Origin of the sequence: Dasania marina DSM 21967 (assembly GCF_000373485.1) — a bacterium.
In the GTDB taxonomy this organism is placed as follows: Bacteria; Pseudomonadota; Gammaproteobacteria; order Pseudomonadales; family Dasaniaceae; genus Dasania; species Dasania marina.
The window spans coordinates 897,488-922,903 of record NZ_KB891575.1 but is presented as its reverse complement, the minus strand read 5'-3'; the positions used below and the strand labels follow the sequence as shown (position 1 = coordinate 922,903).

The window sequence follows — 25,416 nt, the reverse complement described above, 5'->3', positions numbered from 1 at the left end:
ATTACCCTTTCATTATCAAATAATTACCGTGAGAACAACTGAACCTTAAAAAACTACTAGTGCTTTCCACCAGTATTGGGACATTGTGCTGTAAAGAAAAAAATGGCAGTCCACTTTGCACACCATTATATTCTTTTCTCTTATAGCACCCCCACACTACATCACCATATTCAAAGCTATACTTATTGAACGGCAGTACCATTGTATCTATCTTTATGGTTTTTATGCTGATATCGCATAGCTGTAAAAAACTGTACCCTTTAGCTTGCGCATAAGCCTTCGCCTTTTCTGGAGCTTTATCCTCAGTACCATTTCCAACGAAGATTATTCTTTTAACGACATAGTCTTTGCTATCATATACGACCCCTGAATTAACAAATCCCCTAAAAGGGTTTATATTATCAATAGTTCCACTAAAGCATTCAGACACAGGCTCATCTTGAAACATTGGCTTCACACCCATAAAAACTATGATTTTATAAAGCATTCTGTGCACTAAAGAGTATTTATTGGCATTAAGATTGTATTTATGAACAATAAAAGACACATCTGTAAATACACAAGTGAACAATGCCAACCAATAATCTTTTTTTGTCATGCATAGAAAGACAACTCTAGGCTTATTTTTTAAAATAAAAAATATTAGCTTTAACAATCCTTTTTTTATTAAATTTTCCCTGCATGACACAATCGAAAAATCAATATCTTCATTCATGCATATGTAAAAACTGCCTTCATTTTTCAACGAATATTCTTCTATGTAATATTTGTTGAAATCTTTATGCTCCCAGCCAACCGAAGTACGATCTATAAATAAATATTTATTATTCATGGCCGACCATTGCTTCCACTATCCTTTGACAGGCCTTACCATCTCCATAGGGATTGTGCGCATAACTCATGCGTTTATACTCATCTTTGTTAGTAAGTAACGCTGAGACACTTTCTACTATAACCTTCACGTCGGTACCCACCAACTTTACTGTCCCCGCATCGACTGCTTCTGGGCGCTCTGTTGTTTCACGCATCACCAGTACCGGCTTACCTAACGACGGCCCCTCTTCTTGAATCCCTCCCGAATCAGTTAATATAATATATGATCGATACATAAGATAAACAAAAGGTAAATAATCTTGCGGTTCAATTAAAATCACGTTTTCTAAATCACTCAGTAAACGATTGACCGGCTCTTGCACATTAGGATTAAGATGTACTGGATACAGAAACTGAACGTCCGGGTGCTTTTTAGCCAGTGCAGCAATAGCTTCGCAAATACGTTCAAAGCCTCCCCCAAAACTCTCGCGTCTATGGCCTGTAATTAAAATCAACTTGCGCTCTTTACTTACAAATGGGAATAACTGCTCAAGCTTGCTGCGCAAGCTTGCACTCTTCTCAATCTTTTCTTTTATCTCAAGTAGTGCGTCTATAACGGTATTGCCCGTCACTATAATACTTTCCTCTGCCACCCCCTCTTTTAACAAATTAGCTTTTGAGCCATAGGTCGGAGCAAAGTGATACTTAGCCAAAGCACCGGTCAGTTTACGATTAGCCTCCTCCGGCCATGGTGAGTATATATTACCTGTACGCAAACCCGCTTCTACATGGCCAACTGGGATTTGCTGGTAATAAGCTGCAAGTGCAGCGGATAATGTTGTTGATGTATCTCCGTGCACCAAGACATAATCAGGCTTAAATTCCGCCAGTACAGATTTTAAGCCTTGGAGTATGTTACAAGTCACATCTGTTAGCCCTTGCCCAGGTTTCATTATATTTAAATCATATTCAGGTTTAATCTCAAAAAGCTCTAATACCTGATCAAGCATTTCACGGTGCTGAGCCGTTACGCAGACCTTAGATTCAATATTATTATTGGCAGCCAATGCACGCACCAATGGCGCCATTTTTATGGCTTCGGGACGAGTGCCAAATACAGTCAAAATTTTCATATGCTATGTAGAACCCTTAATATCCATTACAAAGGCAGGAATCATCAAAAAGAAGCACCTAGCCCGGCCCGTGGATTATACATAGATCAGGTTAGAGTTGAACCAATTCGCCCGTATCAGTACAGCTATTTACAAGAGCTGTTTAAGAGACGGTTTCTTCTATTCTCTACAACCCACTTAATTAACGTAACTAACACACCAAGCAAGCCGCCCGCAAAAACTGCGAACATCAACACTAACACCTTACTAGGCCTTACACTTCTTTCTGGCTCTGCAGCCCAGCTGTCAATACTCGCCACTTTGAGAACATCTTTGTCATAGGCTATAGACTCTAAGTAGCTTATTCGCTCCTGAATTGGGCGAATTTCGGGAATGTATGGGTCTTTTTCTTTGCGCGATTTTAGGGCTTCTATTTCAGCCTCTAATACCTCATACCCCCTAATATAAAGCAGGCTTTCATCAAGCTTGCTAACTAAAGTTTTATTGCCAATACTGCTCGCTGCCGGCTTTCTAAAATCCAACTTTTTAGCAATAGCATACGCCTCTTCTAGCAATACAATTCTATCTTGTAATCTTTGGGCATAGACCATCCTCAACGAAGCAATCTGCTTATGATAAGCATCGATCGCCAGCGCTTTGTTAACACGCGCTGCTTGCAGTAGCTCTTGCTTGGTTTGATTATTGACATAGTGAATATAGCCATTTAGCCACTTAGCAGTGTACGCCGGATCAGTATATTGGTAGGCAACTGTTAAATAATCACTGTTTTTACCCGGCTTGGTGATATTCAATGATTTCAAAAAGTTGTTTTTGGCCAGCTCATTTACTGAGCCTGTTGAACCACCAGCCCTATAGATAGCCTCTATATCCTGTTTAAAATAGGCAGTTGCCATAGCAATAGAGTTGAGATTTTTTTGCAATAACGCAAAAGCTGACTCTTTAGTCACAGGGCTACTGGGGCGAGATATAGGCATAGCATCCCCCGAAGACTGTGACATATAACTATCAACGACATTTAGTATCGCTATATCTGCAGGTTGCACCTCACTTAAATAGACTTTTGCCTCATAGACTTTGGGTGTATATATTAGATAGGCAACAGCTAGGCAAATAGCACCTACTATTATAGCGGCTATAAGCGCCTTTCTGGCCCATAGCTCTGCCATTAGCTCAAATAGATCAATCTCATCCTGGGCCTGCACATTCGCCGAGTCCGAAGTTTGCATACATACTCTTCCATATTATTCATTAAAATTTTTAGGCGCCTAGTTTACAGCATTTATACAAGAGCTGAACACTGAATATGCTCCCTATCTATACTTATAGCCCTCACCACCTTATCACTACCCATGCTTAAGCGCATTAACAGGGGAGCCTCTCGTGGCTAAACATGCAAAAATGAACCAAAAACACAACCATGCCTCATTGGGTGAATTTATTAGCTGCTGTAAATCTGTCATCATTGCGACCCCGAAAAAGGCCATTGCGATTAAACAGCCAGCCTCCTTATATAGTGGCTGCCTGAACGCCCCATTTAGCACTGCAGCCACAGCGGAAAGAAAGAGTAATAGCCCAACCACACCAGTTGTTAGCCATATATTCAAATACAAATTATGCGCATGAGAAAACTTACTGGCTGTAATACCAGGCCTTTCCCCTAACCCCAACCCAAACCAAAAATTATTCTGTATCATGCGCCAAGATTCACCCCATATTTCAAAGCGATGCGAACTCCCGCGATTTAGAAAAAATCCAGGAAAATAGTAATAGATAGTCAAAGCTAAAGCCGTCAACACAAAGCATATACAGGTAGCCAATAGGAATTTTTTATTACTCCAAACGTACAGTCCCGCAGCAAAGGCTACCGCCACAGCAGTAGCTAAATATACCCCTCTAGATTTAGTTAATATTATCGCAACCAACGCCAAAACACAGACTGAACTCGACAACACAACCAAAAATCTTTCCCTGCCAAACAACGCCCAACCTAAAGTCAAGCAGAAAAAAGTGCCGTAGTAATGCCCCGCATGTATTGCTTGCCCAAAGGGCGTACCTGTTCCTAATCGATATCCGGCCAACAAAACATTTGATGCTAGAATACTGCTTAAACTCCACAAAAACCCCACAAAAAACAACAAGAACATCAAAGTATAAAAATGCTTAATGAATTGAGAATAATGGCTTAGCACATGCCAAACTACGCACACATATATCAACACCGCAATCGCCCGCCTAAGCTGCGAATCAGCAACATCGTTACTGCCCCACAATAAGGTTAAGCACCAGTATGCCATCATCACAACAACCAATTGCATAGCAGGGTTGTCTTTGACGTTTTCTCCAAAAACTTTAAAATCCAAACCTAACAATATTAGCCCTGGCAAAATAACCAATAGATAATAAGCCGACTTAGGTGAGGAATTACTAATCAAAAAAGTAGGGTATGCAAAGCATAATGCCAGCCCAATCAATACAAATATCGCTAGCGCATTTCGCGAACTAAAACTGGAGCTAATCACAATAAATTCTCAATTAGGTATTTTCGATATGACGCTATAGACTGCTCTACAGAAAAGTGCTCTATGGCATAAGCATACTGTTTATCTACAATAGCTTGCTGTGTGGTCATTTCCTCGCAAGCTATCGCTTCCATTTTATGCGCCAAACCTGCAACATCCCCCGCTTTAACCATATACTCATGCTCAATTGCTAAAGTTCTAAAAATGTCGAGATCCGAAAATATAACGGGGACTTTAGCCGCCATAGCCTCCACTAAGGCCAATCCAAATCCTTCTCGCAACGACGGGAAAACAAAAAAATCGAACGCCTTTAAATAGCAGCAGGCCGACTCTATATTACCTAATATCTTTACCTGAGAACAAATTCCTAGCGATTCACACAGCGCTTCTATTTTCTTTTTCTCTGCACCATCCCCCATCAGCACCAAAACTGCATTTGGGTTTAACGTGGCTATTTCACTAAAAGCCTTTACTAATACATCTGTACCCTTAGCCTTAACTAGCCTGCCAATTGAGCCATATACCACATCACCTGCTTTAACACCTATTGCAGCCCTTGCTTCATCTCTTTTCAGCAGTGATGACTCTATTTTTTTAAAGTCTATTCCATTGTGAATTACCTGAACTTTTGACGGATGCAAACCTGAAATATTACTTAATAAATAACGCTTAACACTGCCAGAAACCGCCACCAAATAACATCTTTCATCCATATATAACGAGCACGAAAATCGTCTAATCCATGACGCAAAGCCACGCTCTCCATGAAAAACAGCGACAACTTTAGGCCCTTTTATTATTTTTGAAATGATGGCTAATAAGGCAAACTCTTTATAGCGATGCACTAACACCACATCAGGGCGAGTTCGTTTTATATACTTTAACAGCTTAAAAAAAAGCTTGAGCCTAATGCCTTCCCAATGCTCCTCATCTAAATCAAGGCTTTCAACCTTATCAAACTTTGCATGAAGAGCACTTTCATCACTGCCCCGTAACAATAGTGTATGCGACTTTAACCCGGCAATTTTTACGGCATCAGAGATAGAGTACGCCACCGAACTAATACTACTATCAACAGACTTTAATATCTGAAGAACCACCTTACCCTGTTTATTATTTGTCATATTTATACCGCAATACCGTATTAATAATAAGGCTATCTACCTTTATACATTGCCACTCACAGGTGATTTGATAACCGCTGCCGTCCTAGCAAATCGAACCTTTCTACTCTCTTACCATCATAGCCGCCATACTATCACGAGCTAACGTAACGAGCAGCACCTCCCCGCAGCCCAGGCGCTCATTTATTATCCAGCCCATGACGCTCACTTTTAATGTGCATTACCTGCCCGCCACAGCATTCTAAATAGCGCAGCCTCTGCGCTCTTTGATGCTCAAAGTGCTCGTCCATACTGTTAACACTTAGCCTCACAGCTAGACCGCTATCTTTGCCCTCCATTATCTCATCTAACAAAGCGCTCCCGTATTCTGGCCTAGCATGGGAGGATTCAAAATACCATTTTGACAGCTTATCAGCGCTTATGATCTCAGTGTTATAGGCGTTATATATTGCAGCATCATAAACGGAGTAGGGTGCTACATTATACTTCTGTGCATATTCAGTATTTTCCACCACCAAGATTTTTTTCCAATCCTCGTAATTCGACCACAGCCCAGCCGCCTGAAGTACCTGTAAAAATCTAGCATGCAGAGGGGATACTACTATTGTCGCGTCAATATCATTCTTATATAGATAAGCTAATACTTCTCTATAGTAATACTTAAATCGGTCATGCTCTGATTCCACCTGCGCCTCTACACCGGCAACCACTAGCTTGTTTAAATAATCTAATTCTAATCGCCGAAAGTCTTTTTCTAAATAATTATTTATCTTTTCATTATAAAACCCTCGCTCCGTAACTCTATCACCATCACTAGCGCTATAAGAAAGCGTTTTATAACTATCTTTAAGCGACTTCACCGACAGCAATGTATTACGCAGGAATAAAAGTTTTTGGGAAATATCTGGGTTAGCATTTCTAAATATATTTGATGATATTTTGGTTTCGGAATTATCTATATCTTTTTGCAGACTATAATCCAAAACCAAGAGTACTTTCTTAACATCTGAATTTCTATTAGCGTATTTTAAAACACTATATATTTCATCGACATGGGCACCACTTAAAGCCAAATTGTAAGTACTGTAACCATTAAAAAAAACATGCTCGGGATCATACGCACGATAAGCGCGTGAATTACCCAATATCAAAGCATCGTAACGGTTACACTCTAATTGCGCTCGCTTATGCAAACGTATTTGATTATTGACTTCTGGTTTTTTAAAACTATCTTCTTTCGTATACTCCCCATACAAACCATAAGGATCAACCCGCCAGGTAAAACCCGCAGTAGCGAATATCACAGAAATAATAACTACCAACAATGCTATAAAATATCGTTTAAACATAATCAAAATTGAAAATATATAAATTCACTTAATTGAGTAAGATTTAATATTGCGATAATCAACATAAGCATCACAACAAAAAACCATTTGAGTGTTGGCCGCCACAACAGGGTAACCATACTAGACGCAGACCTCTTCGAGTCGAAGCCATAGGCTGGTCTATACTTTTTCATCAGATCTTGCGCATTAGGAAATAGCCAAACCCATAGAAACAACAACACAATGGCCGGCAGAGATTTCGATACTTCAAAAATTTCACTCGCATTGCCAGAAAATCCTAGCATAGCCATGACGATTTCTACTGCTGAATTGATATCTGCCGCCCTAAAAAACACCCAAGCAATCACTACCGCCAGCATGGTTAACACTCTCGATAGCGCTGCCAGTAAACATTGTTTAACTCTGCTTTCTGACCGCCCCTTACCTTCAGTGTCATTAGCCGAAACAAGGCTGCGCCAACCATGGTTAATCATCAAGTAAATACCATGCAGGCAACCCCACACCACAAACGTCCAGCCTGCTCCGTGCCACAAGCCACCCAACAACATAGTGACAAACAGGTTGATTAACCGCCTAACCCTACCCTTGCGTGAGCCGCCCAAAGGAATATAGAGATAATCTCGCAAAAACCGTGACAGCGTCATATGCCAGCGCCGCCAAAAATCGATAATATTATTAGCCTTATAGGGCGAATTGAAGTTTAGCGGCAGCCTAATAGAAAACATTCTAGCTATGCCTATAGCCATATCGGCATAGCCCGAAAAATCAAAATACAATTGAAAGGTATAAGCCAGCGCCCCCACCCAGGCATCATAAGCACTTAGTGGCAGTCCTGCCTCAGCATGTGAAAAAACATCACCGGCATAAGGCGCCAGATTATCCGCCACCATCACTTTCTTAAACAGGCCCATGGCAAAGATACTAATGCCTATCGCCAAATCGCTATACTGAATGGCTCTAGGCTGCCGCCGGGTAAATTGCGGTAGCATTTCTTTGTGGTGGACTATAGGGCCAGCTATTAATTGCGGGAAGAATGTGACGTACAGGCAATAATGCCAAAAGCTATGCTCGCTAGTCAGGCCTTTGGCGCTATCAACCAAATAGGTTATCTGCTGGAAGGTAAAAAAGGATATCGCTAGCGGTAATACAATGGACTCTAACGCCATCGGCGTTTCGGCAAAGTAGTTATAATTTAAAACAAAAAAGCCCAGGTACTTGTAATAGGCTAATAAGGTCAGGTTGGCAGCAACCCCAATAAACAGCCAAGCCCGCTTATACCGGGTTTGCCGCTCTATTAATAAGCCCATGCCGTAATTGGCGACTATTGAGCAGCCAATTAGAAGTAAATAATAAGCATTCCAATAGCCATAAAACACCAAGCTACTGAACACCAGGAAGATGATGCCAGATTCTTGCCTGTCGGCCGACTTAAAGTAGTTATAGCCCAGCCAAACCACGGGCAGGAATATAAAAATAAAGATATGAGAGTTAAAAAGCATGGATATGATTGATTATTCAAGAAAAACAGCATGTTATCATAGCAAGCTAAAAACCATGAACTCTCTCTTACTTACTCTAAAGCGTAGAATAGCCATGCATTCGTTTCTCAAGATTTGTATCATTGCCCCACCTAAGCCCTTGGCGACTTACCAATGATTACATGGCTAACCCCGACTAACGCAGCCCTAGCAGCCGAAATACAGCAACTTAATGCCGCCACACTACCCAATGGTTGGCAATCGGTGGACTCATCGCCCTATGCTAAGGTAGCGGTGAATGCTGACCACAGCCTGTTTTACAAAGCCTTTCTACCTCGTAATATTTGGGAGACGCCCAAGGCTTGGTTGCGGGGCAGCCGCGGCCAGCGAGCCATAACTCAGTCCCAAACATTGCCCAAGCAAGGTTTTAACACCCCAGCCGTAATTGCCTGGGGCAAGCTCAGCGGCGGGCGTGAGTTTATGTTAACGCTAGCGGTTAATGGCATAGGTGTAGGCAGTTGCATAGCCAGCTATTTCCGCCAGCCCAGCAACGCACAAGCTCTGTATTGGAAACGTGAACTGCTACGCTCGTTGGGTAAACTGGTTGGCCAGCTGCACAGCGCGGGTATAATCCACGGCGACCTCAGACCAAACAATGTGCTGGTGGAACTGGGCAAACAACCCTACACCTTCCACCTCATCGACAATGAGCGCAATCAATCCTTTAAACGCATACCCTATAAACTTATTGTAAAAAACTTGGTACAGATAGGCATGCTCGCTGACATAGACCTTAGCCGCACCGACCGTATGCGTTTTTACCAAAGCTACCTTCAGCACTATTCACGCTTTAACCGCGCAGCCGCCAGCCGCCTGTCATTAGAGGTTTACCAGACGACGATGCATAGGCTAAGCACCAAAAACCCTGACCGGCTAGGCTCACCCAACCTGCCTCGAACTCATGTAGATAATGGGCTTATTTACCCGCTGTCTTAATATCTTATCAATTTGCCAAGGCCACCCATGCATTCCAAGCGCACCCAAAAACGTCTACAGCAACTGGCCAGCCTGCTATCGCCACTGGCTAAGCTACTCTCTCTGGCAGTACGAAAAACAAACGGAGAACAACAGCTCTGGGGATTTCTATTAAGCGAACACCAAGGCTTAGACGGCAACCTGCGCGCTATGCTGGACTATGCTTACCAACAAGCCGACATCACGCCCTACTTGATTAACGCGCGCGATGACGAGATAGCGCAATACCAACGGCTATATCCAGGCATCACCGTAGTCTTCCCCCATAGCTGGCGGCACGGCCACTTTCGCCTGCGCAGCAACACCCATGCTTATTTTGTTACCCACGGCAGCCAAGAGTTGCGCGGCCTTTATAGCATGTTTAAGCCTTCGGTCATTAACCTATGGCATGGCATCCCGTTAAAAGGTATGTGTAATCTAGACTATAAGTTTAAGCGCGGCAGCTTAAGTAAACTGTTTAAACGCGGCCTAGGCATTGATGCCTTTTGTGTCTCCTCGATTACTGAGAGAGCCTTAATCGCCGGGTGCTTTTTAATGGACGCCCAACGCATCAAAGTGACGGGGATTCCACGTAACGACTGGCTCACCTGCCCTGCCGAGCAACTCCCTCAAGATCTTGCAGCCGATCAAAGCAAACTCAAAGCCCTGCTCAATGGTAAAAAGTTGGTTTTATACGCACCCACTTTTCGCGACTATGATCGTAAAGCCTGCGGCTTCAACTCTGAGAGTATGGCGCAGTTAACTACTACTTTATCCCAACACAATGCCGTATTAGGTATACGTGCCCACCCAAGAGATCAGGGCTTATTCAGCCCTTTTATAGACAATGCAAACGTTTTGGATTTGGATTATCGCCACTACCCCGAGCTAAACACGGTAATGCGCAACACGGATATATTAATTACCGATTACTCTAGCCTATGGGTAGATTTTTTACTGCTGGATAAACCTATAGTGGGCTACGCCTTTGATATAGAACAGTATCAAGGCAGTCGCGGCTTATTATACGATTATGATAACCAATTCCCCGGTCCACTCACGCAAACTTGGCAGCAATTGGCCTCCACGCTCGCAGCGCTGCTAGCACAACCATCGATTAGCGTTGCCGAAAAACAATTATGGCTTAAACGCTTTTTTCACCAGCCATTAGACGGCAGCCGCTGCCAAGCCATACACCAACTACTGGTCAATTCAGCAAAGCAATAACGCGAGATTATATTTCTTTGATAACTTCGATAAGCGCGGTAGTAGAAATAGAAGGCGTCCTTTCTAAGTAGACTACCTCGCAGATAGCTTGGCAAAAATCGAACTTACCGGCCCAATCATCACCCATCACCAACACATCAGCCTTTTGCGACTTGATGTACTCCATCTTCAGTTCTAAATCTTCTTCTAAAAAAACACTATCAACAACTTTTAGGCCTGACACAATTTCCATTCTGTCATGCTGGCTATAAATCGGGTTGCGCCCTTTTTTCTTAAAATTTAACGCATCAGAAGAAACACCCACCACTAGCGAGTCACCATACTCAGCCGCTCGCTGCAATAATCGCAAGTGCCCTAGGTGAAATACATCGTAAGTGCCAAACGTGATAACTCTTTTCATGCTGTTTCTCTGTTTCTTGCCAGCCATATTCCACAGCTATGCAACTATTTAATTTATAGCTTTGATTGATATTTACTGCGATGCCTGGCGGACAACTTATTATAGGCAGGTGCCAACCACTGTTTAATCACCTTAAGTTCACAATCATGTTGCTGGGCATAAGCTTGTAAAAATACACCCTGTAAATCTTCACTAAGCGAAAACTCTTTCGCATTTATTAAAAATCTCGCCAAATCACGGCCGGAGTCTTTTTTATTTAAGTAACTGGATCTGGCGCCATCTAAATCAACAAACCAAAAATCACGACCATTGTCTGCCACAATAATATTCGACCATTTAAGGTCACCATGACACAACTTAGCCTTATGCATTTTTGCCAGCGCACTAGCAATTTTTATTAGCAACTGCTGCGCGTCAATACTGCGCCAGCGCTCGCTATGATACAGCTGCTTTAAGTCTAGGCAGCCATTAGAAAAAGCCTCACATAAAAAGTAACTATCTTTCGTCCAACAATAGTCTTTATAGCCATAGGCTATAGGCTTGGCAACAGGCACTTCCGCGGCAGTCAATCGCATGCTGATACTATAAACTCGCTTAGCACGATTCTTACCCAACGCGGAACGCAAACGCTGCAGCCAGCCAATTGCGCTATAGCACTTAATAAACAACGGGGGATTGTCTAGCAAAGCTGCTTTAATCTTATCATCAGCTTTAAGCAAGGTAGCGCTTGCTAAGCACTGCGCCAAACTTTTTCCGCTAGCTAAAAAATGCTTAAGCCATGCTTCGTCTGCACAGTAAATTTTATCACCTGCATCGGTAGCCACTGCCTTCACAGCCAACATACTACTGCCACCACTTTTCACAAGGCGATGGCCGGCCGTGATCTTTTTGGTACAGCGCCATGGCTTTTTGATTAACGGCTAGCCAGAATTCCTTCTGCTTCACTGAAGGTGAGAGACCGGCCTGATAGATACGCATAAAGCGTAAACAATCTCGTTTAGTCAGGCCCGCATCCATAGCCGAAAAATACAAGCCGGCAATATCTTTAACTGCCCAGCGCTGCGGTGTTTTATTGCGCAGCTGCGCTCTGTGTAAATCTATTAAGTAGCATTTTGGGGCGCTTAAATCGACCAGCGATTCTTTCTCTAGCAGAAAGTGGCAAATATAATAATCTCGGTGATTAATGCCCGCGCCATGCATAACATGACTGACATGAGCCAACAGTTCTATTAATAATTTCTTATGGACAAAACCCGGGGGCTTATTTTTCCAGTTGGCACAGTAATCTTCTAGGCTAATGGTATTGCTCAAGTCATCGGTAACAATAAAGGATAACTGCGTAGCCGGGTTGCAGCCTTTTTTACCAAAGGCGGCAGTGGTTAAGGTATCCACCCCTAGTGACGCCAACTTTTCGGCTGCCGCAAACTCGTTGCTGGCACCCACAATAGGCAAACGAAACTGCACTAGGTTTTTGAATATCTCTTTCCAGCCTATACCGCGATGCACTTTCACAAAAAAGCTTTTGCCGTTGATTTGCGTTTGCAGTGTGGTGCGGCCTTCTTTGTTGCGATAAACCTCGCCTCGCAGCTTTTCCACTTCTTGAAAAGGGTCGCTGTCACCCCAGGCCTGCTCTATATCACCCCGTATATATAATTCCATCACCCACCTGCTTCTTGTTGTAACCGCTGATAAGTGCGCTCTAAAATATCAATACCGGTGGCATGCATGCTGTATAAGTCTTCACGCTGCGAATAGGCTATGGCGTTTTGCCGCCATTGTTTTGCCGCTTCTCGGTTAAGCATTTTTTGCAGCTGTTGATTCATCAGTTCTTGATTAAAGGGGGATGCCAACACACAGCCCGCTTTAGCGTCGGCAATAAAAGGAGCGTAGCCGCACACGTCGGTGACTAGCACCGGCAGCCCTGCCACCAGTGCCTCTAATAACACGATACCCGCGGCTTCATCCAAGGCAGGGTGCACCAACACATCAGCGCTCAACAAAAAGCGTGGCACATCATCGCGGCCAGACATGAATTTAACACGGCTAGCCACCCCCAACTGCCTAGCCAGCTGCTCAAAGCGTTTCTGCTTATCTTGCCCTAATATAAATAGCTGGGTTTTATTTTGTACAGCTTCAGGTAAGGCGGCCAATGCGGTAATGGCTCTACCCAAGCCTTTTTTAATAAAGCCTGATCCCACAAACAATAGCAGATTGTCGTCTTCGGCCAGGCCAAACTCCCGCCTAAACTGCTGGCGTATCTCTGGGGCATTAGTAGGCGCGCATCTATCTTTGCTAATCCCCGGGGGCAACATATGCATACGCTGCTCTTCGGTATGATAGTGCTTTATAAATTTTTGCTTTTCCGTTTCGGAGATTAACAAAATATCCGTGTGCTGGCCGCGGGTAAATATCGCCTGTTCATAACGGGAAAAATGCTTATAGCGTGCACCTAGGCGGTATAAGAAACCACGGCTATATTTTGCCTTATCTTCATAACAAGAGTCGGCCGCGTAATAAATATCCAAGCCCGGCATTTTATTAAAGCCGAAGACTACATCAACCGGATCTTGCGCTAAATCTTGCTGCACCCAGCGAGCGTATTTTTCATTACGCCTATGATTACTCCAAGCCTTGGCCGGCACAAAACGCAGGTCTACATTGGCCGGTTTGTCACCCTGCCAACTAATACAATAAATACGGCACGGATAACCACGGCTCTGCGCCTCTTGTAAGAAACGGATGAAATCACGCTGCAAGCCACCGTAGGGGAAATATTTATAAAGGCAGAATGCAATGCGCATAATTTATACCGGTAACATGGGTAATAAAGGCAGCAAGCGCTCCGCCACCACTGCCGGTGTTAGCGCGGCCATTTCTTTCGGGTCTATAGCCGTATCATTAACCGGGGTGAAATCTTTAGCGCATAAATGCATTTGGTGGTCGCCATAGGCGCCGATTAAATCGGGGCTGGTGGTGCCATATAAAGATATAGCCGGTATGCCCAAGGCGGCAGTTAAGTGACCCAGCCCTGTGTCCACGGCTACTACCGCGTTGGCCTTGGCTAACACACAGGCTACGCCGCGTATATTTAATTTGGGTAACACTTCTGCACAGTTAGCCTTTTCGGCGATGCGCTGGGCGCGGGATTGCTCCACCTCGTTGCCCCAGGGCAGGTAGACAGCATAGCCTTTGGAGCAAATAATTTTACACAGCTCTACCCAGTATTGTTCAGGCCAGTGTTTATTGTGGCGGGTAGTGCCATGTAAAAACACCACGTTGGGCTTGCTTTCGCCCGAGCCGATAAATTGTTCTTTTCCCACGCCGTAGCAACCTTTGCTGACTACGCCATTTTCTGTGGGTAATTGGTAACCCAGCGACTCGGCAAATAAGCGACGGGTGCGCTCTACTGCGTGCATATCTTTGGGTACAGAAATTTTGTGATGATAGGCCAAGGTGGCTAAACGTTCACGCACCGAGTGTTTGTCGTAGCCAAAGCGCGGGGCGCGGGTATAACGAGCTAGCCAGGCGCTTTTTACCAAGCCCTGGGCGTCGATGACACAATCGTAGTGACGTTGCCGCAGCATTTGTTTGCACTGCTTCCATTCGGCGCTACCTAAACTTTGCCATAAGCTTTTACGCCAGCGCCGTATGGCGACGGGGATGACTTCGTCTACCGCGGGGTGCCAGCTGGGAATTTCTTCAAAGCCCTCTTCTACCACCCAATCAAAACGAATTGTGGGTATGGCTTTAACCGCATCATTTAATGCCGGCAGGGTGTGGATAACGTCACCCATAGAGGTTGTTTTAATGATGAGTACGCGCATTGCAGCGAAAACCTTTTGTATTGTTAATCAGGGCTTTAATAATTGATCGAGTGAAGCTATCACTCGGCTTGCTGGTAAATCTTGCAAGCATTTTAAATGCCCCAGTGGGCACTCGCGTTTAAAACAGGGGCCGCAGTCTACTGCGATTTGCTCAACCCTAACATTATCACTTAATGGTGGAGTGAATTCTGGTGAGGTAGAGCCATACACGACTACCATAGGTCGCGCCAAGGCGGCAGCGATATGCATCAAGCCTGAATCATTACTGACCACAGCATCGGCCTTGGCCAATAAATCTACTGCTTCGGCTAAACTGGTTTGGCCAGCCACGCTAATGCAGTGTTCGCGTAAATCTGCACTGATTAAACCCTGTATGCTTTCGGCTACGGCCACATCATTGGCCGATCCAAATAAAGCCACGCGCCAACCGCGCTCTAAAAATTGTTGTGCGACTGCCGCATAGTGCTGCTCGGGCCAACGTTTGGCCGGGCCAAACTCAGCACCGGGGCACAGCGCCAAAAAGGGCTTATCCGCCAAGCCAAATTTCGCCACAACGGCAGCCGCGTTGGCAGCATCGACTTGCAAGGCAGGCCTAGGTAAATCTTGCGGTAATTCTGCACCCGGCTTATAGGCTAGGGCGACAAAACGTTGCACCATCAGGGGATAACGTTTTTTACTTAACAGGCGTATATCGTTCAGTAAAAAATAACGCATCTCACCACGCCAGCCGGTGCGCTCGGGTATTTCGGCAAAAAACGGCACCAGTGCAGACTTAAATGAGTTGGGCAATAAGATGGCTTGCTGGTAATGCTCGCTCGCCAATTGCTGCCCCAGGCGCTGACGCAAAGCTAAGTCCAACTTGCCATGGCCTAGCGGCATCACTATACCCGCGTGCACTTCCGGCATGCGCTCTAAGATAGGCAGGCTCCACTCGGGTGCCAACACGTCGATAATGCAGTTGGGGTGTTTTTGCTTAAGAGCAATAAATAGAGCTTGCGCCATCACCATATCGCCTACCCAAGAAGGGCCGACGATAAGGATTTTTTTTGCGCTGCTGTTTGCGGCCATAATAACGCCGGGCTATTTAGCGACTGGCGCTAACCAATCACGGTTTTGCGGGCGACGCCCTTTCACTGCATCAAAGTACATACTTTGTAGCTTTTCAGTGACGGGGCCACGCTTGCCGCTGCCGATAACACGGCCATCCAGCTCACGTATAGGTAGCACTTCTGCGGCAGTACCGGTAAAGAAAGCCTCATCGGCGATATAGACTTCATCGCGGGTAATGCGTTTTTCTTTAATGGTGTAACCCAACTCGGCGGCCAATTCAAAAATGGTGCCGCGAGTAATGCCGTCTAAGCAGCTGGTTAATTCGGGTGTGTAGATAGTGTCTTTATAAATAAGGAAGAAGTTTTCGCCGCTACCTTCAGCAACATAGCCTTCGTTATCTAACAATAGCGCTTCTTCGCAACCGCAATCCAAAGCCTCTTTTAAGGCCAGCATAGAATTGATGTAGTTGCCGTTAGCCTTGGCCTTACACATGGTGATGTTGACATGGTGACGGGTGTAAGAGGAGGTGCGCACTTTAATGCCCAGCTCTTTGGCCTCGGGGGACATATACGAGGGCCATTCCCACGCGGCAACCATTACATGGGTTTGCAGATTATCGGCGCGCAGGCCCATGCCTTCTGAACCGTAAAAACACATGGGCCGCAGGTAGGCTTCTTCTAAACTGTTTTCACGCACTACCGCTTTTTGCGCTTCGTTGAGCACTTCTTTATCAAAGGGCATTTTCATGCCCAGTATATGCGCCGAGCGAAACAACCTATCGGTGTGATCGTGTAGGCGAAAAATAGCGGTGCCATCACTCTCGGTATTGTAGGCGCGCACGCCTTCAAATACACCTAAACCATAATGCAGGGTATGGGTTAATACATGCACTTTAGCTTCACGCCAAGGCACCATTTCGCCATCCAGCCAGATTAGACCATCACGATCGGCCATTGACATAACTTACTCCTAAATCTATTTTAAAAATCAGATAATGCGTAGCGCTTTATTACCCTGGTTACTGCGCTGGATCGAGCTCTACAGCCAACAGCTGCTGCCACTTTTGCTGCACGGCTAGGCGGTGCTCAGCCACACTGTCGCCGGCCACCTCTACCTTGTGCTCTTGCAGGCTCAGTTTATGGGTAAGCGACCGAAAAACCTTATAGGCCTCGGTGAGTGCAGCCACTTCCAGCTCACTAAACAAGCCCTCATTTTGAAGCGATTCAAGAATGCGGATATTGTCTGTGTATGTCGCTAATGCAGGGTATTGATGCGACCAAGCTAAAACGGCGTATTGCACCATAAATTCGATGTCAACGATACCTCCCCAGCCCTGTTTAATGGCAAATATTCCGCTTCCGTTAAGGTCGTCCGCTTTTTCGGCCTGCTTGGGTAATAAATGGCCACGCATTTTCTGGCGCATGGCCGCCACGTCCGCTTTTAGGCTTGCCTCATCTCGGGGCTGGGCCAGTATTTCATGGCGCACCTGCTCGAAGTCCTTGGCCAGTACCGCATTGCCCGCCACCACTCTGGCGCGCACCAGCGCCTGATGCTCCCACACCCAAGCATTGTTTTGTAAGTAATGCTGATAGGCGGCTAGCGACGTGGTAAGCAAGCCCGAATCACCGGAGGGGCGCAGCCGCATATCGGCATCGTATAATGCCCCCAGCTGCGTTTGGGTGGTAAGTATATGTATCATGCGCTGGCCCAGCCGGGTCATAAACAGACTGTTATCTATGGGCCGCCCGCCGTTGGTATGCTCTTGATTGGGCACATCGTGGATAAACACCAAATCTAAATCCGAACCATGGCCCAGCTCTATACCGCCCAGCTTGCCATAACCCACCACGATAAAGCGGCGCTCGCAGGGCACGCCCTCAGATTGCTGCGGGCAACCGTGACGCTCTTCTAGATTGTGCCAGGCCACCGCCAGCACATGCTCTAAAATCACCTCGGCTATCCAGGTGAGGTAATCGCTCACCTTCATTAAAGGTAAACGCTCCGCCACTTCGCAGGCCGCCACTTTTAAGGCGTGAGCCAGACGAAAATAGCGCAGGGTTTCCATATGCGCCTCTAGGTCATTTAACGGTAAGCGCAGCACTTGCTGCTGCAGGTCGTCGCGCAGCTCGTCTTTATCGGGCACATGGTAGAGGCTGCTAGCGTTTAATAACTCGTCTAGCAGTACTGGGTGCCTCGCTAATTGGGTGGATATCCACGGGCTGGCGGCGCACAGGCGCACCAGCTCTTTTAGCGCACCTTGGTTTTCTACCAATAGCACTAAGTAGGCCGTGCGCCTAAGCACCGCTTCGACAAAAGGGAATATGCGCAGCAAGGCTTGGGAAGGGTTTTCTACCTCGGTAACCGCTTGAATTAACAGCGGCATAAATTGATCCAACCGTTCGCGGCCGCTGGCCTGCATACGCGCCAACTGCTGGCTATTGCGCAAGCGAACAATGCGCTCGGCAATTTGCGGCGCCTGCTCGTGGCCACCCTGCTCTAACACTATGGCCATTTCCTCCGGGCTGAGCTCGTCCAGCCACAAGCCCTGCCAACGCAGGTCGGCGCTGCGCTGCTCTAAATGCTCGGGAGCATCACTAATCACCGCCGAAAAATGCTGCATCACATGGTCGCGATGTTGCTGCAAGGTTTTTGCAAAGTCCTGCCAGTTAGCAAAGCCCATGCTATAGGCTATGGCCGCTTGGTGACATGCATCCACCGGCAGCTGCTGGCTTTGTTTATCTTGGTAGCCCTGTATGGCGTGCTCGGTGTTGCGCAAAAAAACATAGGCCTCACGCAACTGCTGCACCACCAGCGCGGGCAGGTATTCGTTGTCCATAAGACACTGCAACACTCGCAACAAAGAACGATCTTGCAACTCTAACTCGCGACCACCGCGTATCAGCTGAAAACTTTGCGCAATAAATTCTATTTCGCGTATGCCGCCCGCCCCCAGCTTAATATCCCCGGCTAATTGCCTACGCAGTAACTCCTGCTCAATCATGCGCTTCATAGAGCGCAGCGCATCGATAGCGGTAAAATCTATATAACGTCTATAAGTAAAAGGACGCAGCAGCGCCATTAACTCTGCACCCTGCGCTGCCGGCCCAGCTACGACGCGCGCTTTAATCATGGCGTAACGTTCCCAGTCGCGGCCCTGATCTTGGTAATATTGCTCCATGGCGGCAAAACTTTGCACCAGCGCGCCGCTGTCACCATAGGGGCGCAAACGCATATCCACCCTAAACACAAAACCATCTTCGGTGGGCGCATCCAAGCTTTGGATTAGCCGCTGGCCTAAGCGGCCGAAAAAGGTGTGGTTATCGATAGATTTTTTTTCGCCCACGGTTTCACCGGAATGGGGAAAGCAAAAGATTAAATCGATATCGGAGGAGAGATTTAACTCATAGGCCCCCAACTTACCCATGCCCAACACTACTAAGTGCTGGGGTACGGATTGGCCGTTGATATCGCTGCAGGGCTGGCCATAGGCTTGCACCAATTCCTTATGGTGGAAATCTAAAGCCTGCTGTATGCAGGCATCGGCTAAGTGGCTGATGTCGGCGGTGGTTTCTACCATGTCGGCCAAACGATTAAAGTCGCGCCAAATAATACGCAGCATTTCGCGGTTGCGAAACTGACGCAGCGCGGCATCAAGCTGCTCTTTTGTTGTTAAGCTTTGTAATTTTTGGCTTAGCCGCTGGGCTAGGCTTTTATCATCGTAGCTCACTAAATGCTCTTGCTGCTCTATCAGCTGTTTAAACGCATGGGGTTTGCGCTGACAGTACTCGGCGACAAATACACTGCAACTCCAGGCTGTCGCCAATTGCTGAGCGAAGTCGTCATTGCCTAGCTGCGCCTGCAACCATTCAACGTAATCGGGGCAACGCTCGTTAAAATGTTTGAGCTGGGTTTGAAAAACTTGCTCTAATTTTTGCGGGCGTTTAATGGCGGGGTTATTCTGTGGCAAGAGTAAAGCCCTGTTTGTTTTTTGCTTGATGGGTTGATGAGTGCGTTTTTTGCGTACGTAACAATAATACGTAACAATAAAAAGAGTCGCTATGCGGCGAGTGATTTTTAATCCCTATAAAAAATCACTCGCTCAGCAAAAACTATTTATCCTGCGGTGGCGGCGCGACACGCATCACTTCGGCAATAGTAGTCATGCCTGCAGCGACTTTTTGCGCGCCCGATAAACGCAAGGTGTGCATACCTTCACGTATAGCTTGGTTGCGTATATTGCGTATGCTGATGTCGCCATCTAACTGGTCTTGTATATCGTCCGATAAGGGCAGTATTTCGTATACCCCCTGGCGGCCTTTGTAACCGGTGTTGCGGCATTCTAAACAGCCTACCGGCTTAAACACTTGTTTAGGTAGGGCCGCTTTCCATGGCGCGGTTAATTGCTGCCAAGCTTTTTCATCTATCTCATCGGGTTCTTTGCAATCGGGGCAAAGGGTACGCACTAGGCGCTGGGCCATCACCCCCAACACTGTGGCTTTTAATAAATAGGAAGGCACACCTAATTCCAATAAGCGGGTAATCGCCGAGGGCGCATCGTTAGTGTGCAGCGTGCTCAATACTAAGTGGCCGGTGAGCGCTGCCTGTATCGCCATTTCGGCGGTTTCTAAATCGCGTATTTCGCCCACCATAATAATGTCGGGGTCTTGCCGCATCAGGGCGCGCACGCCGCTGGCAAAGTCTAGGCCTATATTGTGCTGCACCTGCATTTGGTTGAATTGCCCCTCCACCATTTCTATGGGGTCTTCTATGGTGCAGACATTCACTTCTGAGGTAGCTAGCTTTTTTAAGCTTGAATATAAAGTGGTGGTTTTACCCGAACCAGTAGGCCCCGTAACCAAGACTATGCCGTTGGGCTTTTCTATCATGCCTTTCCAGCGCTTATAGTCTTCATCGGCCAAGCCCAGCTCATCAAAGCCGCGCAGCAACACCTCAGGGTCGAAAATACGCATCACCATTTTTTCGCCAAAGGCGGTGGGTAAAGTGGATAAGCGCAACTCTACCTCTGAGCCATCGGGGGTTTTGGTTTTGATGCGGCCATCCTGCGGCTTGCGCTTTTCGGCTACGTTTAAACGGCCCAGTATTTTTAAGCGGCTGGTGACGGCCACCCCAACTTGCGCGGGGAATTCATAGACATTGTAAAGCACGCCATCGATGCGAAAACGTACATGGGCGATGTCGCGGCGCGGCTCTATGTGTATATCACTGGCGCGTTGGTCGAAGGCGTATTGAAACAGCCAGTCGACGATATTGACGATGTGTTGGTCGTTGGCGTCCGGGTCTTTTAACTCACCCAACTCTACCATTTGCTCTAGGTTGCCCACCCCGACATTACCGCCGGGTTCACCGGTGCTAGCGCCGCGCACGGATCTAGCCAGGCTGTAAAACTCTACGGTGTAGCGTTTGAGGTCTTCGGGGTCGACTAACACCCGCTTAATGGGGCGACGCAGTACATGCTCTAAGTCCGCTTTCCACGCGCGCATATAGGGTTGAGCACTGGCTATCACCACTTCCTCGCGGTTGACGGCCACGGCCAAGATACCGTGACGCTGGGCAAACTGGTAAGACATCACCTCGGTGATGGCCGGCACATTTATTTTTAGCGGGTCTATGTTGTAATGGGGCTGCTGGCAGTTGCCGCCCAACCAATCCAACAGCCGCTCTATAGTCAGCAACTTATAGTTACTGGCCATTAATTGTTGGCTGGCAATATAGTTTAAGGGGTGCTGCGCGGCCTGTTCATGGCTGCGGGTACTAGCCAACAGTTGCTGAGCCGCCTCGGCATTAATGACGCCGTCGGCCTGTAAGTCGGCAACAATGCGGCCTAATTGTAAAGGCTGTTCGGGCTTAAACGCCTCAACCTGCATAGCGTATCCTTAGTCTTTATTATTGATCTGTGGGCATGTGTGGTCTGCAGGCTACTATAGCTGTTTCTTAGGGTCTACGTTAGGGTCTGTGGCCGCCGCAGCGGCACTTTTTGTGACATTTAACGGCCAGCGCAACAACTGTCTACAAATAATAAGCCGCTGTAACATTACTGTCATATGAATGTAATAAATTGCCCATTGCTTTAAGCCTTACTCCCCTCAAGCGGGCATGGGCCTAATCTCGGTAGCCATATTTAGGACTAAGCCCTATACTTGGCCAAATTTTTCCAGGAGTCACTCACATGGCAAGAGGTTATCCCTTCGGTAATTTGTTTGGCAAATCACCGTTTCAACCCATACAAGACCATATGGCCAAGGCTCATGAATGTGCTGAAGCCCTTATTCCCTTCCTAGAAGCAGCCATGGCCGATGACTGGGAGCTGGCCACCAAACACCGCAGCATCATCACTAAACTAGAGGATGAAGCGGATGAGTTGAAAAGCGAGATGCGTGCCAGCCTACCCAAAAGCTTGTTTTTACCGGTACCGCGCTCTGATTTGTTAGAAGTCATATCCGCTCAGGATAAAATTGCCAACGCCTCCAAAACTATTTCCGGCTTAATGATGGGCCGTAAAATGCACATACCCGAAGCGATAGCCGCCAGTTTTATGGAGTTTGCACTGGAGTCTATCGCCACGTCTGCCCAAGCCCTCAAGGCCATCAATGAGCTGGATGAGCTGGTAGAAACCGGCTTTAGAGGCCGTGAGGTCAATGCGGTAGAAGCACTGATAGACGAGCTGGATCACCTAGAGCACCGCAATGACGAGCAGGAAATTGCCATACGCGCCAGCTTATTCGCCATCGAGAAGGACCTTCCCCCCATAGACGCGATGTTTCTATACAAAGTTATCGACTCCATCGGTGACCTCGCTAACCGCGCCCAAAAAGTGGGTAGCCGTTTACAAATCCTCATCGCCCGTTAACATATTCAATAGGTACTAACGATGGAAATTATTTCTCAACACGGCCATATTTTACTGGTCCTGGCCTGCCTGTTTGGCTTTTTTATGGCCTGGGGCGTAGGGGCTAACGATGTCGCCAACGCCATGGGCACCTCAGTAGGCTCACGCGCACTGACCGTTAAACAAGCGATTTTTATCGCTATGATTTTTGAGTTTGCCGGCGCCTATTTAGCCGGCGGTGAAGTGACCTCGACCATACGCAAGGGCATCATCGATCCCGCCATGATGGCAGGCACCCCCGAATTATTAGTCTACGGCATGATGGCCGCGCTATTGGCCGCCGGCACCTGGCTGTTAGTAGCCAGCATGATGGGCTGGCCCGTCTCTACCACCCACTCTATAGTCGGCGCACTGGTAGGTTTTGCTGCGGTAGGCATAGGTATTGATGCCGTAAACTGGGGCAAGGTGGGCTCTATAGTGGCAAGTTGGGTGGTCTCCCCCATCTTGGCAGGCACCATATCCTATGGTTTATTTATGAGTGTACAGAAACTCATACTCAATACCGCCACCCCTTTTGCCAACGCTAAAAAATACGTACCCATGTATATGTTTTTAGTGGGCTTTATGATTGCCATGGTCACCCTGTTAAAGGGCCTAAAGCATGTAGGCATAGAAATAGAATTAGGCTTGGGCTCTAAATTTGCCAACGCCATGCCCATTGCCGCCGTTATTGGCTTGATGGTTGCTGGCATAGGCATGATCTTTTTAAACCGCATCAAAGACGAGTCAATCCCCTCTCACCGCAACCGCTTTGGCAATGTAGAAAAGCTGTTTGCGGTATTAATGGTATTCACCGCCTGTGCCATGGCCTTTGCCCACGGCTCTAACGATGTCGCCAATGCGGTAGGTCCGCTGGCGGCAGTGGTGAGTGTTCTTAGCAGCGGTGGCGACATCGCAGCCAAGTCAGCTTTGCCGGGATGGATATTACTATTAGGCGGTGGCGGTATCGTGTTAGGCCTGGCCACCTATGGATTTAAAGTAATGGGCACTATAGGCAAGAAAATCACCGAGCTGACCCCTAGCCGCGGCTTTGCTGCCGAGCTGGGCGCCGCCACCACCGTGGTATTTGCCTCGGCCACCGGCCTGCCTATTTCTACCACCCACACCTTAGTGGGCGCGGTATTGGGTGTGGGCATGGCCCGCGGCATAGGCGCACTTAACCTGCGCGTTATCAGCACCATCTTTATGAGCTGGATTATCACTCTGCCGGCCGGTGCAGGCTTGGCGATTATCTTCTTCTTTTTGTTTAAAGGCATATTTGGCTAAAACCCAATCCAATATTAACCAAAGCATCATCAAGGCGACCCTAGGGTCGCCTTTTTTCTTGTTGCGGATTTACTCGCCGCCAGTGGCGCAAACCTTATACGCTACACTGTAAGCACTACTTATTAAGCACCTTGGATTATTTGGACGTTATTATGCCCAACGCTGTACCACCATTAATGACCATTATGCACGAGTTGGTGAGTGAAATATCGGTAAGCTCCAGCAGCGCCAAATGGGATCACAGCAATCGCAAAGTGATAGACAAACTCGCCGACTGGTTAAGTACGCTAGGCTTTCGTTGTGAGATTCTACCCCTGCCCAACAACCCACAAAAAGCCAATCTTATTGCTACCTTGGGTAGCGGCCCCGGCGGTTTGGTGCTGTCTGGCCATACCGATACCGTACCCTTTGATGAGGCCCTGTGGCATAGCAACCCGCTGGCCATTACCGAAAAGGATAATAAGTTATACGGCTTGGGCTCCACCGACATGAAAGGCTTCTTCCCTATCGCCATAGAAGCGGCGAAGGCGTTTTTGGATACGCCCTTAAAAGAACCGCTAATCATTTTAGCCACCGCCGATGAAGAATCCACCATGGACGGCGCCCGCGCACTGGTACAACACGGCGGCCCCAAGGCGCGCTATGCGGTGATAGGGGAGCCCACTGACTTACGACCCATACGCATGCACAAGGGCATTATGCTCAACGCCATTACCATACAAGGCAAAGCCGGCCACTCCTCCAACCCGGCGCTGGGCAATAATGCACTGGAAGCGATGAATATCGTGATGACTGACCTATTATTGTTTCGCGCCCAGTTACAGCAGCAATATCAAAACCCACTCTTTGAAGTGGCCTTACCCACCTTAAACTTGGGTTGCATACACGGCGGCGACAACCCCAACCGCATCTGCGGCCACAGCGAACTGCACTTCGATATACGCACCCTGCCCGCCATGAACAACGATGAGGTACAGCAATTATTACGCGAGCGCCTCAGCCCTATAGCGCAACGCTTAAACATCGATATCAGCTTGCGAGAGTTGGCCACCGCAGTGCCGCCCTTTGAAGAACCGGCCGACTCCGAACTGATTAAAACCGTAGAGCAATTAACCGGCCACGGCGCACAATCAGTAGCCTTTGCCACCGAAGGGCCGCTGCTGCAACAACTGGGTATGCAAACGGTGGTGATGGGGCCGGGCAGCATAGACCAGGCCCACCAACCCAATGAGTTTATGCCCTTGGCACAAGTGCAACCGGCCATCGCTATACTGCAACAGCTAATACGCCGCTACTGCTTGTAACCGCTACG

21 protein-coding genes are annotated in these 25,416 nt (G+C 47.2%); 5 read left to right on the top strand and 16 right to left on the bottom strand.

Translation table 11 applies throughout. The annotated features are described in order from the left end of the window. Window position 1 precedes the first annotated feature (1 nt). The 7 genes from B067_RS0104285 to B067_RS0104255 form a co-directional block, all read right to left on the bottom strand. Window positions 2–832 carry a hypothetical protein gene (locus B067_RS0104285; protein ID WP_019528824.1) on the bottom strand — a complete coding sequence of 277 codons (831 nt, stop codon included), beginning with the start codon at window positions 830–832 and terminating at the stop codon, window positions 2–4. Next, window positions 825–1,946 carry a non-hydrolyzing UDP-N-acetylglucosamine 2-epimerase gene (gene wecB, locus B067_RS0104280; protein WP_019528823.1) on the bottom strand — a complete coding sequence of 374 codons (1,122 nt, stop codon included), beginning with the start codon at window positions 1,944–1,946 and terminating at the stop codon, window positions 825–827. Before wecB ends, B067_RS0104285 begins: the two co-directional genes overlap by 8 nt. Window positions 1,947–2,071: 125 nt before the next feature. Further along, complete coding sequence (locus B067_RS0104275; protein ID WP_169335541.1) at window positions 2,072–3,148, bottom strand: Wzz/FepE/Etk N-terminal domain-containing protein; 1,077 nt, start codon at window positions 3,146–3,148, stop codon at window positions 2,072–2,074. A 141-nt stretch (window positions 3,149–3,289) separates the two neighbouring features. Beyond that, a complete protein-coding gene (locus B067_RS0104270; protein WP_019528821.1) occupies window positions 3,290–4,465 on the bottom strand; it encodes an O-antigen ligase family protein in 1,176 nt (391 codons plus the stop codon). After that, window positions 4,462–5,589: a glycosyltransferase gene (locus B067_RS0104265; protein WP_019528820.1), complete on the bottom strand. Its 1,128-nt coding sequence runs from the start codon at window positions 5,587–5,589 to the stop codon at window positions 4,462–4,464. The genes B067_RS0104270 and B067_RS0104265 overlap by 4 nt, the downstream gene beginning before the upstream one ends. Window positions 5,590–5,768: 179 nt before the next feature. Next, window positions 5,769–6,938, bottom strand: a complete 1,170-nt coding sequence (locus B067_RS0104260) for a hypothetical protein (protein ID WP_019528819.1) — start codon at window positions 6,936–6,938, stop codon at window positions 5,769–5,771. Between the two features lie 2 nt (window positions 6,939–6,940). Beyond that, window positions 6,941–8,437 (bottom strand): MBOAT family O-acyltransferase, encoded by a 1,497-nt coding sequence (locus B067_RS0104255; protein ID WP_019528818.1) that lies wholly within the window; start codon window positions 8,435–8,437, stop codon window positions 6,941–6,943. A gap of 153 nt (window positions 8,438–8,590) precedes the next feature. Here B067_RS0104255 and B067_RS0104250 point away from each other — a divergent pair, with 153 nt between their 5' ends. Then, a complete protein-coding gene (locus B067_RS0104250; RefSeq protein ID WP_019528817.1) occupies window positions 8,591–9,412 on the top strand; it encodes a lipopolysaccharide kinase InaA family protein in 822 nt (273 codons plus the stop codon). 27 nt (window positions 9,413–9,439) lie between these two features. Beyond that, a complete protein-coding gene (locus B067_RS0104245; protein WP_019528816.1) occupies window positions 9,440–10,657 on the top strand; it encodes a CDP-glycerol glycerophosphotransferase family protein in 1,218 nt (405 codons plus the stop codon). A 7-nt stretch (window positions 10,658–10,664) separates the two neighbouring features. Here B067_RS0104245 and B067_RS0104240 read toward each other — a convergent pair whose 3' ends face one another. From B067_RS0104240 to tfpB, 9 genes are all read right to left on the bottom strand, one after another. Then, window positions 10,665–11,057, bottom strand: coding sequence for an FAD synthase family protein (locus tag B067_RS0104240; RefSeq protein WP_019528815.1), 393 nt, complete (start codon window positions 11,055–11,057; stop codon window positions 10,665–10,667). A 53-nt stretch (window positions 11,058–11,110) separates the two neighbouring features. Next, a complete protein-coding gene (locus B067_RS0104235) occupies window positions 11,111–11,899 on the bottom strand; it encodes a lipopolysaccharide kinase InaA family protein (RefSeq protein ID WP_019528814.1) in 789 nt (262 codons plus the stop codon). A 1-nt stretch (window position 11,900) separates the two neighbouring features. Further along, window positions 11,901–12,716 (bottom strand): lipopolysaccharide core heptose(I) kinase RfaP, encoded by an 816-nt coding sequence (gene rfaP, locus B067_RS0104230; RefSeq protein ID WP_019528813.1) that lies wholly within the window; start codon window positions 12,714–12,716, stop codon window positions 11,901–11,903. Beyond that, the gene (locus B067_RS0104225; RefSeq protein ID WP_019528812.1) at window positions 12,716–13,858 is read right to left on the bottom strand and encodes a glycosyltransferase family 4 protein; all 1,143 of its coding nucleotides are present in this window, start codon (window positions 13,856–13,858) and stop codon (window positions 12,716–12,718) included. Before B067_RS0104225 ends, rfaP begins: the two co-directional genes overlap by 1 nt. Before the next feature lie 3 nt (window positions 13,859–13,861). Continuing rightward, the gene (gene waaC, locus B067_RS0104220; protein WP_019528811.1) at window positions 13,862–14,881 is read right to left on the bottom strand and encodes a lipopolysaccharide heptosyltransferase I; all 1,020 of its coding nucleotides are present in this window, start codon (window positions 14,879–14,881) and stop codon (window positions 13,862–13,864) included. A 27-nt stretch (window positions 14,882–14,908) separates the two neighbouring features. After that, window positions 14,909–15,949 carry a lipopolysaccharide heptosyltransferase II gene (gene waaF / locus B067_RS0104215; RefSeq protein ID WP_019528810.1) on the bottom strand — a complete coding sequence of 347 codons (1,041 nt, stop codon included), beginning with the start codon at window positions 15,947–15,949 and terminating at the stop codon, window positions 14,909–14,911. A 12-nt stretch (window positions 15,950–15,961) separates the two neighbouring features. Continuing rightward, window positions 15,962–16,891: a branched-chain amino acid transaminase gene (locus tag B067_RS0104210; protein ID WP_026244401.1), complete on the bottom strand. Its 930-nt coding sequence runs from the start codon at window positions 16,889–16,891 to the stop codon at window positions 15,962–15,964. A 58-nt stretch (window positions 16,892–16,949) separates the two neighbouring features. Then, entirely contained in the window at window positions 16,950–19,898 is a 2,949-nt protein-coding gene (glnE, locus tag B067_RS0104205) for a bifunctional [glutamate--ammonia ligase]-adenylyl-L-tyrosine phosphorylase/[glutamate--ammonia-ligase] adenylyltransferase (protein ID WP_019528808.1), read from the bottom strand. Between the two features lie 142 nt (window positions 19,899–20,040). Beyond that, a complete protein-coding gene (gene tfpB / locus B067_RS0104200; RefSeq protein WP_019528807.1) occupies window positions 20,041–21,816 on the bottom strand; it encodes a type IV pilus assembly ATPase TfpB in 1,776 nt (591 codons plus the stop codon). 302 nt (window positions 21,817–22,118) lie between these two features. Between tfpB and B067_RS0104190 the strand changes: the two genes are divergently transcribed. The 3 genes from B067_RS0104190 to argE all read left to right on the top strand — a co-directional run bounded on the left by B067_RS0104190 (window position 22,119) and on the right by argE (window position 25,408). Next, window positions 22,119–22,799 carry a TIGR00153 family protein gene (locus tag B067_RS0104190; protein ID WP_019528805.1) on the top strand — a complete coding sequence of 227 codons (681 nt, stop codon included), beginning with the start codon at window positions 22,119–22,121 and terminating at the stop codon, window positions 22,797–22,799. 21 nt (window positions 22,800–22,820) lie between these two features. Further along, window positions 22,821–24,104, top strand: coding sequence for an inorganic phosphate transporter (locus B067_RS0104185; RefSeq protein ID WP_019528804.1), 1,284 nt, complete (start codon window positions 22,821–22,823; stop codon window positions 24,102–24,104). A 152-nt stretch (window positions 24,105–24,256) separates the two neighbouring features. Continuing rightward, the gene (gene argE / locus B067_RS0104180) at window positions 24,257–25,408 is read left to right on the top strand and encodes an acetylornithine deacetylase (RefSeq protein ID WP_019528803.1); all 1,152 of its coding nucleotides are present in this window, start codon (window positions 24,257–24,259) and stop codon (window positions 25,406–25,408) included. The last annotated feature ends 8 nt before the right edge of the window (window positions 25,409–25,416 follow it).

Coding starts and splice junctions, on each gene's coding strand:
- waaC (WP_019528811.1), bottom strand. CDS start 14,881: ATGCGCGTACTCATCATTAAAACAACCTCTATGGGTGACGTTATCCAC.
- B067_RS0104210 (WP_026244401.1), bottom strand. CDS start 16,891: ATGTCAATGGCCGATCGTGATGGTCTAATCTGGCTGGATGGCGAAATG.
- tfpB (WP_019528807.1), bottom strand. CDS start 21,816: ATGCAGGTTGAGGCGTTTAAGCCCGAACAGCCTTTACAATTAGGCCGC.
- B067_RS0104265 (WP_019528820.1), bottom strand. CDS start 5,589: ATGACAAATAATAAACAGGGTAAGGTGGTTCTTCAGATATTAAAGTCT.
- B067_RS0104285 (WP_019528824.1), bottom strand. CDS start 832: ATGAATAATAAATATTTATTTATAGATCGTACTTCGGTTGGCTGGGAG.
- B067_RS0104225 (WP_019528812.1), bottom strand. CDS start 13,858: ATGCGCATTGCATTCTGCCTTTATAAATATTTCCCCTACGGTGGCTTG.
- B067_RS0104240 (WP_019528815.1), bottom strand. CDS start 11,057: ATGAAAAGAGTTATCACGTTTGGCACTTACGATGTATTTCACCTAGGG.
- B067_RS0104235 (WP_019528814.1), bottom strand. CDS start 11,899: ATGTTGGCTGTGAAGGCAGTGGCTACCGATGCAGGTGATAAAATTTAC.
- B067_RS0104190 (WP_019528805.1), top strand. CDS start 22,119: ATGGCAAGAGGTTATCCCTTCGGTAATTTGTTTGGCAAATCACCGTTT.
- B067_RS0104185 (WP_019528804.1), top strand. CDS start 22,821: ATGGAAATTATTTCTCAACACGGCCATATTTTACTGGTCCTGGCCTGC.
- wecB (WP_019528823.1), bottom strand. CDS start 1,946: ATGAAAATTTTGACTGTATTTGGCACTCGTCCCGAAGCCATAAAAATG.
- B067_RS0104245 (WP_019528816.1), top strand. CDS start 9,440: ATGCATTCCAAGCGCACCCAAAAACGTCTACAGCAACTGGCCAGCCTG.
- argE (WP_019528803.1), top strand. CDS start 24,257: ATGCCCAACGCTGTACCACCATTAATGACCATTATGCACGAGTTGGTG.
- waaF (WP_019528810.1), bottom strand. CDS start 15,949: ATGGCCGCAAACAGCAGCGCAAAAAAAATCCTTATCGTCGGCCCTTCT.
- B067_RS0104255 (WP_019528818.1), bottom strand. CDS start 8,437: ATGCTTTTTAACTCTCATATCTTTATTTTTATATTCCTGCCCGTGGTT.
- B067_RS0104260 (WP_019528819.1), bottom strand. CDS start 6,938: ATGTTTAAACGATATTTTATAGCATTGTTGGTAGTTATTATTTCTGTG.
- rfaP (WP_019528813.1), bottom strand. CDS start 12,716: ATGGAATTATATATACGGGGTGATATAGAGCAGGCCTGGGGTGACAGC.
- B067_RS0104250 (WP_019528817.1), top strand. CDS start 8,591: ATGATTACATGGCTAACCCCGACTAACGCAGCCCTAGCAGCCGAAATA.